The organism is Pseudenemella bisphenolivorans, from assembly GCF_051133435.1.
In the GTDB taxonomy this organism is placed as follows: domain Bacteria; phylum Actinomycetota; class Actinomycetes; order Propionibacteriales; family Propionibacteriaceae; genus JAAYAO01.
This window is the reverse complement of sequence record NZ_JBPGNY010000001.1, coordinates 246,573-261,429: the sequence shown is the minus strand read 5'-3', so window position 1 is coordinate 261,429 and position 14,857 is coordinate 246,573. Positions and strand designations below refer to the sequence as shown.

Here is a 14,857-nt window from a genome sequence, read left to right as displayed (position 1 = left end):
GACTAACCCTCAAGTACAGCTTCACGTTCCTCGGCGCGTCGCGGCGTAGATGGTGGACACTGTTACCGGTGCTTCATAGCCTGAACACGTCTTGAAGTAGCCGAGGTCCACCTTCCCCACCAGTGGACCACCGGTCGACCGCATGAACGAGCAGAAGGAAGATCACGTGGCCAGTGCATCTCAGAACTACCTGGCGATCATCAAGGTGGTGGGCGTCGGCGGCGGCGGTGTCAACGCCGTCAACCGGATGATCGAGGCCGACCTTCGCGGGGTCGAGTTCATTGCGGTGAACACCGATGCCCAGGCGTTGCTGATGAGCGACGCCGACGTGAAGCTCGACATCGGTCGCGAACTCACCCGTGGTCTCGGCGCCGGGGCCGACCCCGACAAGGGGCGACAGGCGGCCGAGGACCATGCCGAGGAAATCGAAGAGGTGCTCAAGGGTGCCGACATGGTCTTCGTCACCGCCGGTGAGGGTGGTGGCACCGGCACCGGCGGCGCCCCCGTCGTCGCCCGCATCGCCCGCGCCCTGGGTGCGCTGACCATCGGTGTGGTCACCCGTCCGTTCACCTTCGAGGGGCGGCACCGCTCGAACACCGCCGAGGTCGGCATCGAAGCGCTGCGCGAAGAGGTCGACACGCTCATCGTCATTCCCAATGACAAGCTGCTCGAGATGGGCGACCAGAACGTCACCATGGTCGATGCCTTCAAGCAGGCCGACACCGTGCTGCTGCAAGGCGTGTCGGGTATCACCGACCTGATCACCACCCCGGGCCTGATCAACCTCGACTTCGCCGATGTGAAGTCGGTGATGCAGAACGCCGGTTCGGCCCTGATGGGTATCGGCTCGGCCCGCGGCGAGGACCGTGCCCAGACCGCGGCCGAAATGGCGGTCTCCTCGCCGTTGCTGGAGGCCAGCATCGACGGTGCCCACGGGGTGCTGATGTCGATCGCCGGTGGCTCCGACATGGGCCTGTTCGAGGTCTCGGCGGCCGCCAGCCTGATCCAGGCCTCGGCCCACGACGAGGCCAACATCATCTTCGGCACGATCATCGACGACTCCCTCGGCGACGAGGTCAAGGTCACCGTGATCGCGGCCGGTTTCGAGGGCGGCCAACCCCCGAAGAAGCAGCAGCCGCAACAACAGCAGCGCCGCCCGGTACAGAACCCGGGGCGTCCGCAGCAGCAGGAGCAGAGCGCTCCGGTGTCCCAACCGCCCAGCACTCCGCGCACCGATCCGGCCCCCAAGACCGAATCCCCGGCTCCGGCGCCGAACGAGTCGAACCTGCGCCCCCAGGCGCCGCAGCCGACTCAACCGACCCAGCCGCGCACCCCGGTGAACCCACCGCGGCCGGCCGATGACGACCTCGACATCCCCGACTTCCTGAAGTAGGTGTTCGCCTGGCAGCGGTCGTTGGGCCCGGTCTCCCTGGGCTTCACCGACCGCCACGGGGGAGTCAGCGCCGGGGCGATGGGTTCGTTGAACCTGGGCCGCACCGACGTCGATGACCTCGACCATGTGATCGAGAACTACCGCCGCTTCGGCGAGGCCATTGCGGTGCGCCGGTTCATCACCGTGCACCAAGTGCACGGCCCCGAGGTGCTCACCGTCACCGATGAGCTGATCGAAGGCTGGCATCCCCTCGGTCATCTGGGCTCCGCGGCGGGCGCTCCCGTGTTGCCGGTCGCCGACGCGATCGTTGCCTCGTCCCGGCACTGCCCGTCCGGCACCGCGCTGTTGGTGCGGGTCGCCGATTGCCTGCCGGTGGTGCTCGCCGACCCCGAACGCGGGGTGGTCGGGGTGGCCCATGCCGGACGGGTCGGCCTTCTCGGTGGGGTGCTGCCCGCCACGGTGGCCGCAATGCGCGCCGCCGGGGCGGAACGGATCTCGGCCTGGGTCGGCCCGCATGTCTGCGGTGCCTGTTACGAGGTACCCGAACAGATGGCCGAGGACGCCTGGGGTCGAGAACCCGCCACCCGGGCCGAAACCTCCTGGGGCACCCCGTCGATCGACCTGGGTGCCGGCGCGCTGGCGCAACTGCGTCACCTGGACGTGGCGGCGGTGGACATCGATCGCTGCACCCGCACCGACACCGACCTGCACAGCCACCGCCGGGACGGGGCCGGGGCCGGACGACAGGTCGGCGCGGTCTGGTTCACCGACGCCTGACCCGGCCGGGGGTGACACTGTCAGGTATGAAGCGCGTCCTGGGAACGTGGGTGCTGCTGGGCCTGGCCGGCCTGGTGGCCCTGATCACCCTGCTCGCGATCTTCCTGACCAATGTCACCGGCGCTCCCCAACCCGACGGGGACCCAACCCGGTACAAGGTGGTCGAGGACCACGTGCAGTTGCAGGCCGACACCTCCTACGAGCTCGGCGTGGTGCTGGACCCCGACCACCCCGAATACGAGGCCGGCCGAACCCTTCCGGCCCCGACCTGCCGAGTCAGCGATGCCGATGGGGAACTGGTGCACTTCGACGCGGTCGACCGGAAGCCGCGAATGCACGAGTTCACCCGCTACGCCCGTTTCACCAGCGCAGCCGCGGGCAGGTACGGGGTGGTGTGCCGCGATGACGTCGGCCTGATCCTGCCCACCGAGCTGGTGGTGCAGCGCGATGTCTGGGTTACCCACCGCGCCGAGGAAGCACGACGGACCGGCCGGATGCTGATCATCGGTGGGGTGGGGGCGGTGGTCTTCATCTTTCTGGTGGCGGCCGCGATCCGGATCGGATCCGGCCGATTGCGCCCCGATCGTCAGGGCGTCCGATGAAGCGCATCATCGGGGCCGTGGCGCTCTGGACCCTGGCGGTGCTGGTCGCGCTGGGGGCTGCGTTCCTGAGCTGGGTGACCGTGGAACTGAGCAAGCCCCGACCGGTGGACTCGGTATCCGTGGCTTACCCGGTGGCCGCCGACGGAACCGTCGAACTGCCTCGGGGCGGGATGGAGGTCGGTATCCGGCCGGACACCTCACATCCCGACTATCAAGCCGGCACCAAGCTGCCGAAACCGGAATGCAGCGTCACCGCTCCCGATGGCGCAGCGCAACCTCTGGATGAGGTGGTGCGCTCACCGCGCTGGGACGAGTTCACCGTCCTCGTGCGGTTCTTCGCCTACCGAGAGGGCACCTATCGGGTGAGCTGTACCGATGTTTCCCCGGTTCCGGCCGAGGTGGTGGTTCGCACCGATGTCTGGGAGGAGAACCGGATGATGGAGCGGGAACGGCGGATCGGCCTGAGCGTGATCCTGATCCCGTCCGGCCTGATCGTCCTGGGGCTGGCCGCCGTGGGCTGGTGGTTGGTCCTTCCCGAACTTCGCGACCGCCGAAAGTAGCCCCGCCCCCGAACGGAACTGCCGCGACGCGCCGCGTGGTTGCCGGTTGTGCCGCAACTGCGTGGGTACAGTCATTGACGGACGTTGAGGAGGACCGATGGGATTTTGGCGGGGTGCAGCCGAGTGGCTCGGTTTGGTGAACCAGGATCGCTACGCCGAGTTCGACGAATCCGACCACGAACTGACCGAGGCCGTCTCCGACTATGACGACGAGGGTGAGGCGAGCGTGACCGACATCGACACCCGGCGCCCGGTGAACCCGCCGGCGCCGAGGGTTGCCGACCTGACCCGGATCATCACCGTGCACCCCCGCACCTACAACGAGGCGCGCACCATCGGCGAACACTTCCGCGATTCGGTGCCGGTCATCATGAATCTCACCGAGATGGACGATGCCGACGCCAAACGGTTGGTCGACTTCGCCGCGGGACTCATTTTTGGGTTGCGTGGCACTATCGAACGGGTAACCGGCAAGGTGTTCCTGTTGTCACCGCAGAATGTCAGTGTCACTGCGGAGGACAAGGAACGCATCGCTGGAGGGTTCTACAACCAAAGCTGAGGTAAAACGGTGCCCGTCATCGCAATGGTCATCCACTACGTCCTGATGGCATACACCTTGGTTCTGATGGCACGCATGGTGCTGTCGTGGGTCTCGGTGCTCAACCAGGGTTGGCGTCCGCGCGGCCTGGTGCTGATCCTGGCCGAATTCATCTACACGATTACCGATCCGCCGCTGCGGGCACTGGGAAAAATCTTCAAACCCGTGACGATCGGCAGCATCGCCCTCGATATTTCTTTCCTCGTTCTGGTCCTGTTGTTGACCATTGCGATGCGGGTGAACCTGATGCTCTGGTGATACCGATGTGCCCGAATGAACCCATTGAGACGGGTGTGACTGGTGTCGCGGAGCGCGGAGGGCTATTCTGAGAAACTGCAAGCTGAAGGCAATGTCGGTAATGCCACAATGCATGTGACTCAGTCACACGGCTGGGCACTAACAACTAGAGGTGAAAGATGACCCTGACGCTGGAAGAAGTCCGGAACACCAAATTCCACATTGCTCGTCGGGCCGGCTACGAGGTCACCGACGTCGACAACTTCGTCGATCGCGTCGAGGAGTCTTTCAAGCAGCTCGTCGAAGAGAATGACATGCTGCGCCGGCAGGTCGAATCCCTGCAGGCCGCCAAGCAGAATGCCGATGAGGCCGAGGACAAGTACCGTCCGGTGGCCGCTCCGGCCCAGCCGCAGCAGCCGCAACAGCAGCAGGCCCAGGGTGAGGGTGCCCCCGAGCGGCTCGTGGTGACCACCGCCGCCGACGCCAGCCCCGCTGTGGTGCGCCTGGTGCAGATGGCCACCGAGCAGGCCGAGCGCGTCGTCACCGAGGCCGAGGCCGAGGCCCAGGCGAAGGTGGACGAGGCCAACCGCCGCGCCCACGAGATCACCACCGACGCCGAGACCCGCGCCTCGCGGGTGGAGTCGGAGGCTCGGGTGAATGCCGAGCGGATGACCACCGATGCGAAGAACCGGGCCGACGATCTCGACCGCCAGGTCGGTGCCCGTCGCCGTGAGCTGTTCGCCGAACTCGAGACCGAGCGCGACCAGCTCAAGTCCCAGGTGGGTCAGTTGCGCGAGTTCGAGGGCAACTACCGCAAGTCCTTCATCGACAGCCTGCGCGACCAGTTGCACCGGCTGGAGAACGCCCACTTCGAGCCGGGTGAGACCCCCGAGATCCTGCAGCACGACGACCAGAACCAGGGTGGTTCCAGCACCCCGCGTCTGGACGCTCTGCTGGGTGATCGCTGACCGCAACCAGCAACACGAATCTGGCCCCCTTCGCTTGTGAGGGGGCTTTATTCGTGTAGCCTGCCGCCCTGAACCTCAGTACAAAGGAGTCACCACATGCCCCAGGCCGACGGAGCCGACCCGATCGGCGGACGTGACCCGCATTGGCGAGAAAAGGTGGACGCCTCGGTCATTCCGGTAGGTGAGGGTGAGGACCCGTGGACCGATGAGGAGATCGCCGAGGTGATCGCCGAATTGGACGAGGATGTCGAACGCCAGCACACCGCGATCCGCATCTCGGAGGAAGAACTCGCCGGGATGCGGGCCAGCGACGACGGTGCCGGCCGGGATCCGGCCGATGTGGGGTCGAGCAACTTCGAACGCGACCACGAGATGTCGCTGGTGCAGAACGCCCGGCTGATGCTGGAACAGAGCCAACTCGCGCTGCGGATGATCCGGCTCGGGCAGTACGGAGTCTGTGAGAGCTGTGGCCAGCCCATCGGTAAGGGCCGGCTGCAGGTGTTTCCGCGCGCGACCATGTGTGTGAAGTGCAAGCAGCGCGCCGAACGCCGATAACTCGTCCCACGGCCACCGCACTGTTGTTGCTGGTGGCCGCGACCCTGGTGGCCGCCGATCAGGTCACCAAACAATGGGCCCTGAACAGCCTGGAACCGGGGGAGCCCCGACCTTTCCTGGGTGAATGGCTGAAACTGCGCCTGGTGTTCAACCCCGGCGCCGCCTTCAGCCTGGGGGCCGAGTCCACCTGGATCTTCACCATCCTCGCCTCCGCGGTGACCCTGTTCGTGCTGTTCTTCCTGGCCCCGCGGGTGGTGCACTTGGGCTGGGCCCTGGGGTTGGGGTTGCTGCTGGCCGGGGTGGTCGGCAACCTGATCGACCGGATCTTCCGCGACCCGGCACCGGGCCGTGGGCATGTGATCGATTTCCTGGAACTGCCGAACTGGCCGATCTTCAATGTCGCCGATATGTGCATCGTCGCCGCGGCCGCGTTGATCATCATCCTGTCGATCTTCACCCGGGCACAGTGGAACGGCACCCCCGACAGCGAGCAGCCTGCCGACGAGCAGCCGGACGACGAGCTGCCGGACGACGAGCTGCCGGACGGCGACGCGGAGACGTCCGCCCCCGAAGCCGATGAGGCCGAGGACGAGGCCGACGGTGAACCCGCCGACCGGGTCGGCGATGACGAGACCGAGCGGAGCCCGGAATGAGCCGGGTGCTGTTCGTCCCCGACGGGCTCGACGGTGACCGGGTCGATGCCGCGGCCGCCCGGATGCTGGGGCTGACCCGCAGTCAGGTGGCCCAACTGATCGCCGAGGGCCGGGTCCGGGTGGACGGTGAGACCGCCGCCAAGTCCACCCGGGTCCAGGCCGGGGCGATGCTGGACGTCGACCTGCCCGAGGTGCTGCCCGGCACCATCGAGGTGCGGCCCCGGTTCGTCGAGGGCATCGCCATCGTGCACGACGACTCCGACATCATCGTGATCGACAAGCCCGCCGGGGTGGCCGCCCACCCCAGCCTCGGCTGGGACGGCCCCTCGGTGACCGAACACCTCGCCGCGGCCGGGTTCGCCATCTCCACCTCCGGGGCCCCCGAGCGCCAGGGCATCGTGCAACGCCTGGACGTCGGCACCTCGGGGCTGATGGTGGTGGCCAAGAGCGAACGCGCCTACAGCCTGCTGAAACAGGCCTTCCGCGACCGGGTGGTGGACAAGACCTACCACGCCCTGGTGCAGGGCCATCCCGACCCCTTCGACGGCACCATCGATGCCCCGATCGGCCGCCACCCCGGCGCCGAGTGGAAGATGGCCGTCACCGCGGGCGGCCGCGAATCGATCACCCACTACACCACCGTGGAGGCCTTCGTGGCCTGCACTCTGCTGGAGATCGAGTTGGAAACCGGCCGCACCCATCAGATCCGGGTGCACCTGTCGGCTCTGCACCATCCGTGCGTGGGTGACCCGCTGTACGGGGCCGACCCGGTACTGGCCGAGCGGCTCGGTCTGCAACGTCAGTGGCTGCACGCGGTGCGGCTGGGTTTCGAGCACCCGGGCACCGGCGATCGGGTGGTTTTCGAGTCCGCTTATCCCGATGATTTGGCGCACGCTCTGGCGATTGTCTCCGATACGTAACCCCTCGTTCGGACTTCGTCGCCCGGGAGACATAGGGTGAAACCCGTGCGTAGAGCAAAGATTGTGTGCACCCTGGGCCCGGCGACCACCGGAGCGGAGCGTGCCAAAGACCTGATCATGGCCGGTATGGACGTGGCTCGGTTGAACATGAGCCACGGTGAGCACGCCGAACACCTGGAGCGGCTCACCGAAATCCGCACCGCCGCCGAGGAATGCGGCCGCACGATCGGCGTGTTCGCCGACCTGCAGGGCCCCAAGATCAGGCTCGGCCGTTTCCAGGAGGGGTCGGCCACCCTGGTACCCGGCGACCCCTTCACGATCACCGTCGAGGACGTGCCGGGCACCCCCGAGATCTGCAGCACCACCCACAAGAAACTTCCCGACGATGTTCGACCCGGTGATCCGATCCTGATCGACGACGGCAAGCTGGTGCTGCGTGCCGTCAGTGTCACCGACACCGAGGTGCACGCGACCGTCGAGGTCGGTGGGGTGGTGTCCAACAACAAGGGCATCAACCTGCCGGGCGTTGCGGTTAGCGTGCCGGCGATGAGCGAGAAGGACGAGCAGGACCTGCGGTGGGCCCTGCGCAACGGCGTTGACATGATCGCGCTGTCGTTCGTCCGCAACGGTGTCGATGCCGATGCGGTGCGTGAGGTGATGGACGAGGAGGGCCGCCGGGTTCCGCTGATCGCCAAGATCGAGAAGCCCCAGGCGGTGGAGAACCTCGACGACATCATCGACGCCTTCGACGGTTTCATGGTGGCCCGCGGCGACCTGGGCGTCGAACTGCCGCTCGACGTCGTCCCGCTGGTGCAGAAGCGCATCGTGGCCGCGGCCCGACGCTGGGCCAAACCGGTGATCGTGGCCACCCAGATGCTGGAGTCGATGATCTCCAACCCGCGGCCCACCCGGGCCGAGGCCTCCGATGTCGCGAACGCGATTCTGGACGGGGCCGACGCGGTGATGCTGTCGGGTGAGACCAGCATCGGCCGTTACCCGATGGACGCGGTCGGCACGATGGCCCGGATCGTCGACACCACCGAATCCCAGGCCCTCGGCCAGATCGATCACATCGAATGGAATCCGCACACCACCGGCGGGGTGATCGCCAAGGCCGCCGCCGAGGTGGCCGAACGGGTCGGCGCCCGCTACCTGGTGGCCTTCACCCATTCCGGGGACACCGCCCGGCGGCTGTCGCGGCTGCGCAGCCGGATTCCGGTGGTGGCCTTCACCCCCGACCCGAAGGTGCGCCAGGAACTCAGCCTCACCTGGGGCGTGCGGGTGTATGTGGCCCCGGTCGTCCAGAACACCGACGACATGGCCCTGCAGGTCGACCAGTCGCTGCTCAGCCTCGGTCTGGCCGAGGAGGGGGAGCGCGTGGTGATCGTGGCCGGCTCCCCGGTCGGCTTCGCCGGGTCGACCAACGCCCTGCGGGTGCGCAAGATCGGTGGCCGCGCCTGAGCGCGGAAACACGCCATTCTCCCGGAAACACATTGGTCTCCCGGAAACCCGAAACGGGCTCTGCCTCGAAAAGCAGAGCCCGTTTCGTTTCGTACCGGAGAGGGGATTCGAACCCCTAAGCCCTTCCGGGCAGCCGGGTTTGAGCCGACCGCGTATACCGTTCCGCCACTCCGGCAGGAGCGCTGAGCCAGTGTAGCCGAATCCTGGCTCCGACACCCAGTCGAGGCGGGAACGTTTCCCAACTGCAGGGTCGGTGCACCACAATGGGGGGCGTGAGTCAACAAGACACCCCCACAGAGCACTCCGTCCGCGTCATCGTGGCCGAGGACGAGGCCCTGATCCGCCTCGACCTGGTCGAACTGCTGACCGAAGAGGGCTACACCGTGGTCGGCGAGGCCGCCGACGGTGAGGCCGCCATCGCGTTGGCGCGTGAACTACAACCCGACTTGGTCGTGATGGACGTCAAGATGCCCAAGCTGGACGGCATCAGCGCGGCCCAGACGATCGCCACCGAGAGGATCGCCCCGGTGGTGATGTTGACCGCGTTCAGCCAGCGGGAACTGGTCGAGCGCGCCCGTGAGGCCGGGGCGATGGCCTATGTGGTCAAGCCCTTCGACGCCTCCGATGTGGTGCCGGCGATCGAAATCGCGATGGCCCGCTTCGCCGAGATCAAGGCCGTCGAGGCCGAGGTGTCGGACCTGGCCGAACAACTCGCCTCGCGCAAGGCGGTCGACCGGGCCAAGGGCCTGCTCCAGGAGGGTCTGGGGCTGTCCGAGCCGGAAGCCTTCCGGTGGATCCAGAAGACCGCGATGGACCTGCGCAAGTCGATGCGCGAGGTGGCCGAGGGCGTCATCGAGCAAGCCCAGCAGATCCGCAAGTAGTAAGGTCGCGGGGTGCCCACGACCTCAACGACGACCCCGTCCGAGCGACCGCGCCTGCTGCTGATCGACGGCCACTCGATGGCCTATCGCGCCTTCTTCGCGTTGCCGGTGGACAACTTCTCGACCACCACCGGTCAGCACACCAACGCGGTCTACGGCTTCACCTCGATGCTGATCAACGTCCTGCGCGACGAACAGCCCACCCACCTGGCGGTGGCCTTCGACAAGTCGCGGCAGACCTTCCGCACCGAGCTGTACGAGGGGTACAAGGCCCAGCGCGAATCCTCCCCGGCGGAGTTCTCCGGCCAGGTCGGGCTGATCAAGGAGGTGCTCGACGCGCTGCGCATCGTGCACCTGGATCTCGAGGGCTTCGAGGCCGACGACATCATCGCCACCCTGGCCGGCGCCGCGTCCGACCAGATGGACGTGCTGGTGATCTCGGGCGACCGCGACACCTTCCAGTTGGTCAACGACCGGGTCACCGTGCTCTACCCGAAGAAGGGTGTCTCCGAACTGGCCCGGCTCGACCCTGCCGGGGTGGCCGAGAAGTACCTGGTGCCGCCGGCGCAGTACCCCGAACTGGCCGCCCTGGTCGGCGAGAACTCCGACAACCTGCCCGGGGTGCCCGGGGTCGGCCCGAAGACCGCCGCCAAGTGGCTGACCGCCTATGACGGGCTGGAGAACCTGCTGGCCCGCGCCGACGACATCAAGGGCAAGGCCGGCGAGAACTTCCGCGCCCACCTCGATGACGTCCGGCGCAACCGCCGGCTGAACGAACTGGTGCGCGACCTGGACCTACCCGTCGGCCCGGGCGATCTGGCCCGCCGGGAATGGGACCGGGAAGCCACCCACACCCTGTTCGACTCCCTGGAATTCCGGGTGCTGCGCGAGCGGCTGGTCGAAACCCTCGCCCCGGTCGAGACAGAACCCGAGGGCGGCTTCGAGGTCAGCGCCGAGAACCTGCACACCGGCGAGGTGGCCGGCTGGCTGGCCGAGCACGCGACGGCGCACCGCACCGGGCTGGACATGATCGGCTGGGCCCGGCAGGGCACCGGCGACCTGAGCGGGCTGGCGATCGCCTCCGACGACGGTGCCGCGGCCTGGATCGACGTCACCGAACTCGACCCCGAGGACGACCGGGCGCTCGCCGAGTGGCTGGCCGACCCCAACCAGCCCAAGGCCACTCATTCGGCCAAGCCGCTGCTGCTGGCGCTGTGGGCGCGCGGCTGGGATCTGGCCGGGCTGGTCAGCGATACCGAACTGGCCGCCTATCTGCTGCGTCCCGACCAACGCAGCTATGACCTGGGCGACCTCACCGTGCGCCACCTGCGCCGAGAACTGCGGATCGACGAACTGCCCGCCACCGGCAGCGACGACCAACCCGCCTTCGACTTCGCCGCCGACGAGACCGACGCCGCCGCCCACCGGGTCGCCGCGGTGCGGGCCCGGGCGGTGATCGACCTGGCCGACGCCCTCGATGACGAGCTCACCGACCACGGCGGCATCGAACTGCTGCAGGGCGTGGAGTTGCCGCTGCAACGGGTGCTGGCCGGGATGGAACGCACCGGCATCGCCGCCGACGCCGACTACCTGTCCGATCTGGAATCGCAGTTCGACGCCCGGGTGCGCACCGCCGAGACCGAGGCCTACGAGGTACTCGGCAAGCAGATCAACCTCGGCTCTCCGAAGCAGTTGCAGGCGGTCTTGTTCGACGAGCTGGGCATGCCCAAGACCCGCCGCACCCGCACCGGGTACACCACCGATGCCGAGGCCCTGCAGGGGCTGTACGCCAAGACCGAGCACCCCTTCCTGGCCCGGCTGCTGGAACACCGCGACGCGATCCGGCTGCGCCAGACCGTCGAGGGTCTGCTGAAGGCAATCAGCGACGACGGCCGGATCCACACCACCTACCTGCAGACGATCGCGGCCACCGGACGGCTGTCCAGCACCGACCCGAACCTGCAGAACATCCCGATCCGCACCGAGGAGGGCCGCCGAATCCGTGAGGCCTTCGTGGTCGGTGACGGCTACGAGTCCCTGATGACCGCCGACTACTCCCAGATCGAGATGCGGATCATGGCGCACAGCTCGGAAGATGAAGGCTTGATCGAGGCCTTCAAGTCGGGCGCCGACTTCCACACCGCGATGGCCGGACGGGTGTTCGGGGTGGCCGCCGACGCGGTCAGCGTGGAACAGCGGGCCAAGATCAAGGCGATGAACTACGGCCTGGCCTACGGGCTCAGCCCCTTCGGACTGTCCAATCAGCTCGGCATCGAGGTCTCCGAGGCCCGGGCCCTGCGCGAGGAGTACTTCGAACGCTTCGGAGGGGTGCGCGACTACCTGCAGTCGATCGTTGCCCAGGCCAGCCGCAGTGGTTTCACCGAAACCCTGCTCGGCCGGCGCCGCTACCTACCCGACCTGACCAGTTCGAACCGGCAACGCCGCGAGATGGCCGAGCGGATGGCGTTGAACGCCCCGATCCAGGGCACCGCGGCCGACATCATCAAGATCGCCATGCTCGATGTCGATCAGGCCCTGCGCGATGCCAACCTGCGCAGCCGGATGCTGTTGCAGGTACACGACGAACTGGTCTTCGAGGTCGCCCCCGGGGAACGACAGGCCCTGGAAGAGATCGCCCGCGACCGGATGGGCAACGCGATGGCACTGGCGGTGCCCCTCGACGTGTCGGTCGGGGTGGGCCACTCCTGGCACGACGCGGCCCACTGAGTCGCCTCCGCCGGCCGGACGCAGCCGCGCCGGCCGACCGGGGGATCAGTTCGACGGAGCGTTGCCCGGCGCGCTCTCCGGGGCATTCGACGGCGGTGCGGACGGCTGGGTGTTCGGCTTCGGCGCCTGTTCGGTGCGGTCGCTGCCACTGGCACCATCGTCGACCGGGTCGGCGTAGTAGACGATCCGCGAATCCCAGTCCTGGGCCTCGTCGTTGTAGTCCCAGCAGATCACCACCGCGATCTTGGGGTCACCGTCCCAGTCGTAGATCGCATCGGATTCGGGGTCGTAATCCTTCACCCAGATCTTCTCGATGCCCGACACCGTGTAACACGCGACGTTGCCGTTCTCGTCGCGCAGGATCATTCGGTCGCCTTCCTTGACCTTCTTCGGGCCGTCCTCGTACATCTCATTACCCAGCGCGCCACCGTTGCGGTAGGTGTGGATGGTCAGCACGATCTTGCCCTGGGTGCTGCCGGCCATCGGGCCCTCGTTGAACCACCCGGTGGTGTGCGATTGATCCTTGGGCGGTGCCGCGGCTGCGTCGTTGGCATCACGGCCCAGCGACAGCACCGGGGTGACGGTCTTGGAACCGGGCATTTCGAACTCGGTCGGCACGAATCCGGCACCCATCGGGTCGCACTGTTCGGCACCGTCGGCGGGGGAGGGGCTCGCCGGGGCCGCCGAACTCGAGGCCGGTGAGGGTGCCGGCGGATCACCGGCGGTGTCCTTCTCGCCCGAGAGGATGTACCACGTACCCAGCAGCGCGGCCAGCACCAGCGCTACGATGGCGATCACCAACCCGCGCTTGTTCTTCTGTGCCATGGGATTTCCTTTCGAGCCTTGCCGTCGAGTTCGCGCTCATCGTAAGCCCACGGGCGGGGCGGTTCACAGATTGACCAAGGCATCCGCTCGCAGATAGGCTTTCATGGCGCTGTGGCCTGCGCATCCTCGGACGGAGCAGGTTGCGCTCGCGTTGGGTCCTTCAGCAAAAGAGTTCTCCTCCACGATCGGGTTGCGGCGTGTGTCCATCGTTCAACCCCATATCGGAGCCCTACTACATGACCTCCTCCCTTGAGGCCTCCCCTCAGGTCGCCATTGACGACCTCGGTTCGCCCGAAGCTTTCGCCGAAGCAGTCGACGCGACCATCAAGTATTTCAACGACGGTGACATCGTCAGCGGTACCGTCGTCAAGGTCGATCGAGACGAAGTTCTCCTCGACATCGGTTACAAGACCGAAGGTGTCATTCCTTCCAAGGAACTCTCCATCAAGCACGACGTGGATCCTTTCGAGGTCGTCCAGGTCGGTGACGAGGTCGAAGCCCTCGTCCAGCAGAAGGAGGACAAGGAAGGCCGCCTGATCCTGTCCAAGAAGCGCGCCCAGTACGAGCGCGCCTGGGGCACCATCGAGCGGATCAAGGAAGAGGACGGGGTCGTCACCGGCCAGGTCATCGAGGTCGTCAAGGGTGGCCTGATCATCGACATCGGGCTGCGCGGCTTCCTGCCCGCCTCGCTGGTCGAGATGCGCCGCGTCCGCGACCTGCAGCCCTACGTCGGCATGGAGCTCGAGGCCAAGATCATCGAGCTGGACAAGAACCGCAACAACGTGGTGCTGTCGCGTCGCGCCTGGCTGGAGCAGACCCAGTCCGAGGTGCGGCACAGCTTCCTCACCCAGCTCCAGAAGGGCCAGATCCGCAAGGGTGTGGTCTCCTCGATCGTCAACTTCGGCGCCTTCGTCGATCTGGGCGGGGTGGACGGCCTGGTGCACGTCTCCGAGCTGTCCTGGAAGCACATCGACCACCCGGGTGAGGTTGTCGAGGTCGGCCAGGAAGTCACCGTCGAGGTGCTGGACGTCGACATGGACCGCGAGCGCGTGTCGCTGTCGCTGAAGGCCACCCAGGAAGATCCGTGGCAGGCCTTCGCCCGGCTGCACCAGATCGGCCAGATCGTGCCCGGCAAGGTCACCAAGCTGGTTCCGTTCGGTACCTTCGTGCGGGTCGAGGAGGGCATCGAGGGTCTGGTGCACGTCTCCGAGCTGGCCGAGCGTCACGTCGAGATTCCCGAGCAGGTTGTTCAGGTCAACGACGAGGTGATGGTCAAGATCATCGACATCGACCTGGAACGCCGCCGGATCTCGCTGTCGCTGAAGCAGGCCAACGAGGGCATCGACGTCTCCAGCGACGAGTTCGATCCGACCCTGTACGGCATGACCGCCAGCTACGACGAGCAGGGCAACTACCTCTACCCCGAGGGCTTCGACCCCGAAACCCAGGAGTGGAAGGAAGGCTACGAGGAGCAGCGACTGGCCTGGGAGGCTCAGTACAACGAGGCGCAGGCCCGTTGGGAGCAGCACAAGCGCCAGATCGCCGAGGCCGAGGCGGCCGAGGGTGCGGCTGCGGTCGCGGCCGGCACCTCGTACTCGTCCACGCCGGAGACCAGCACCAGCGACGCCGCCCCCGAAGGCTCGCTGGCTTCCGATGAGGCCCTGCAGGCCCTGCGTGAGAAGCTGACCGGCAACCTCTGA

The 14,857-nt window shown here is 67.0% G+C and carries 14 protein-coding genes, 1 tRNA gene and 1 pseudogene; 14 read left to right on the top strand and 2 right to left on the bottom strand.

The window, feature by feature from the left end:
• Positions 1-166: 166 nt before the first annotated feature.
• From ftsZ to pyk, 11 genes and pseudogenes are all read left to right on the top strand, one after another.
• A pseudogene (ftsZ, locus tag ACR4XW_RS01250) lies at positions 167-1,166 on the top strand (cell division protein FtsZ); the annotation flags it as partial.
• Positions 1,167-1,393: 227 nt separating this feature from the next.
• Positions 1,394-2,170, top strand: a complete 777-nt coding sequence (locus ACR4XW_RS01245; protein WP_434758692.1) for a purine nucleoside phosphorylase YfiH/LACC1 family protein — start codon at positions 1,394-1,396, stop codon at positions 2,168-2,170.
• 26 nt (positions 2,171-2,196) lie between these two features.
• The gene (locus ACR4XW_RS01240; protein WP_434758691.1) at positions 2,197-2,772 is read left to right on the top strand and encodes a hypothetical protein; all 576 of its coding nucleotides are present in this window, start codon (positions 2,197-2,199) and stop codon (positions 2,770-2,772) included.
• Entirely contained in the window at positions 2,769-3,332 is a 564-nt protein-coding gene (locus tag ACR4XW_RS01235) for a hypothetical protein (RefSeq protein ID WP_434758690.1), read from the top strand. The genes ACR4XW_RS01240 and ACR4XW_RS01235 overlap by 4 nt, the downstream gene beginning before the upstream one ends.
• 97 nt (positions 3,333-3,429) lie before the next feature.
• Positions 3,430-3,891, top strand: a complete 462-nt coding sequence (locus ACR4XW_RS01230; protein ID WP_434758689.1) for a cell division protein SepF — start codon at positions 3,430-3,432, stop codon at positions 3,889-3,891.
• Positions 3,892-3,900: 9 nt separating this feature from the next.
• Positions 3,901-4,188 carry a YggT family protein gene (locus ACR4XW_RS01225; protein WP_434758688.1) on the top strand — a complete coding sequence of 96 codons (288 nt, stop codon included), beginning with the start codon at positions 3,901-3,903 and terminating at the stop codon, positions 4,186-4,188.
• A 158-nt stretch (positions 4,189-4,346) separates the two neighbouring features.
• A complete protein-coding gene (locus tag ACR4XW_RS01220) occupies positions 4,347-5,135 on the top strand; it encodes a DivIVA domain-containing protein (RefSeq protein WP_434758687.1) in 789 nt (262 codons plus the stop codon).
• A gap of 96 nt (positions 5,136-5,231) precedes the next feature.
• Positions 5,232-5,690 (top strand): TraR/DksA family transcriptional regulator, encoded by a 459-nt coding sequence (locus tag ACR4XW_RS01215; protein WP_434758686.1) that lies wholly within the window; start codon positions 5,232-5,234, stop codon positions 5,688-5,690.
• Positions 5,663-6,343: a signal peptidase II gene (gene lspA, locus ACR4XW_RS01210; protein WP_434758685.1), complete on the top strand. Its 681-nt coding sequence runs from the start codon at positions 5,663-5,665 to the stop codon at positions 6,341-6,343. The genes ACR4XW_RS01215 and lspA overlap by 28 nt, the downstream gene beginning before the upstream one ends.
• Positions 6,340-7,263, top strand: coding sequence for an RluA family pseudouridine synthase (locus tag ACR4XW_RS01205; protein ID WP_434758684.1), 924 nt, complete (start codon positions 6,340-6,342; stop codon positions 7,261-7,263). Before lspA ends, ACR4XW_RS01205 begins: the two co-directional genes overlap by 4 nt.
• 45 nt (positions 7,264-7,308) lie before the next feature.
• Entirely contained in the window at positions 7,309-8,724 is a 1,416-nt protein-coding gene (gene pyk / locus ACR4XW_RS01200; protein WP_434758683.1) for a pyruvate kinase, read from the top strand.
• A gap of 92 nt (positions 8,725-8,816) precedes the next feature.
• Here the strand turns inward: pyk and ACR4XW_RS01195 are convergent.
• Positions 8,817-8,899: transfer RNA gene (locus ACR4XW_RS01195), tRNA-Leu, on the bottom strand.
• Positions 8,900-8,987: 88 nt separating this feature from the next.
• Between ACR4XW_RS01195 and ACR4XW_RS01190 the strand changes: the two genes are divergently transcribed.
• Both ACR4XW_RS01190 and polA read left to right on the top strand, forming a co-directional pair.
• Positions 8,988-9,605, top strand: a complete 618-nt coding sequence (locus tag ACR4XW_RS01190) for an ANTAR domain-containing response regulator (protein ID WP_434758682.1) — start codon at positions 8,988-8,990, stop codon at positions 9,603-9,605.
• Positions 9,606-9,617: 12 nt separating this feature from the next.
• Entirely contained in the window at positions 9,618-12,332 is a 2,715-nt protein-coding gene (gene polA / locus ACR4XW_RS01185; protein ID WP_434758681.1) for a DNA polymerase I, read from the top strand.
• 45 nt (positions 12,333-12,377) lie between these two features.
• On the opposite strand, the gene ACR4XW_RS01180 is transcribed toward polA, so the two are convergent.
• Positions 12,378-13,157 carry a class F sortase gene (locus tag ACR4XW_RS01180; RefSeq protein ID WP_434758680.1) on the bottom strand — a complete coding sequence of 260 codons (780 nt, stop codon included), beginning with the start codon at positions 13,155-13,157 and terminating at the stop codon, positions 12,378-12,380.
• Between the two features lie 236 nt (positions 13,158-13,393).
• On the opposite strand from ACR4XW_RS01180, the gene rpsA reads away from it, so the two are divergent.
• Positions 13,394-14,857, top strand: a complete 1,464-nt coding sequence (gene rpsA / locus ACR4XW_RS01175) for a 30S ribosomal protein S1 (RefSeq protein WP_434758679.1) — start codon at positions 13,394-13,396, stop codon at positions 14,855-14,857.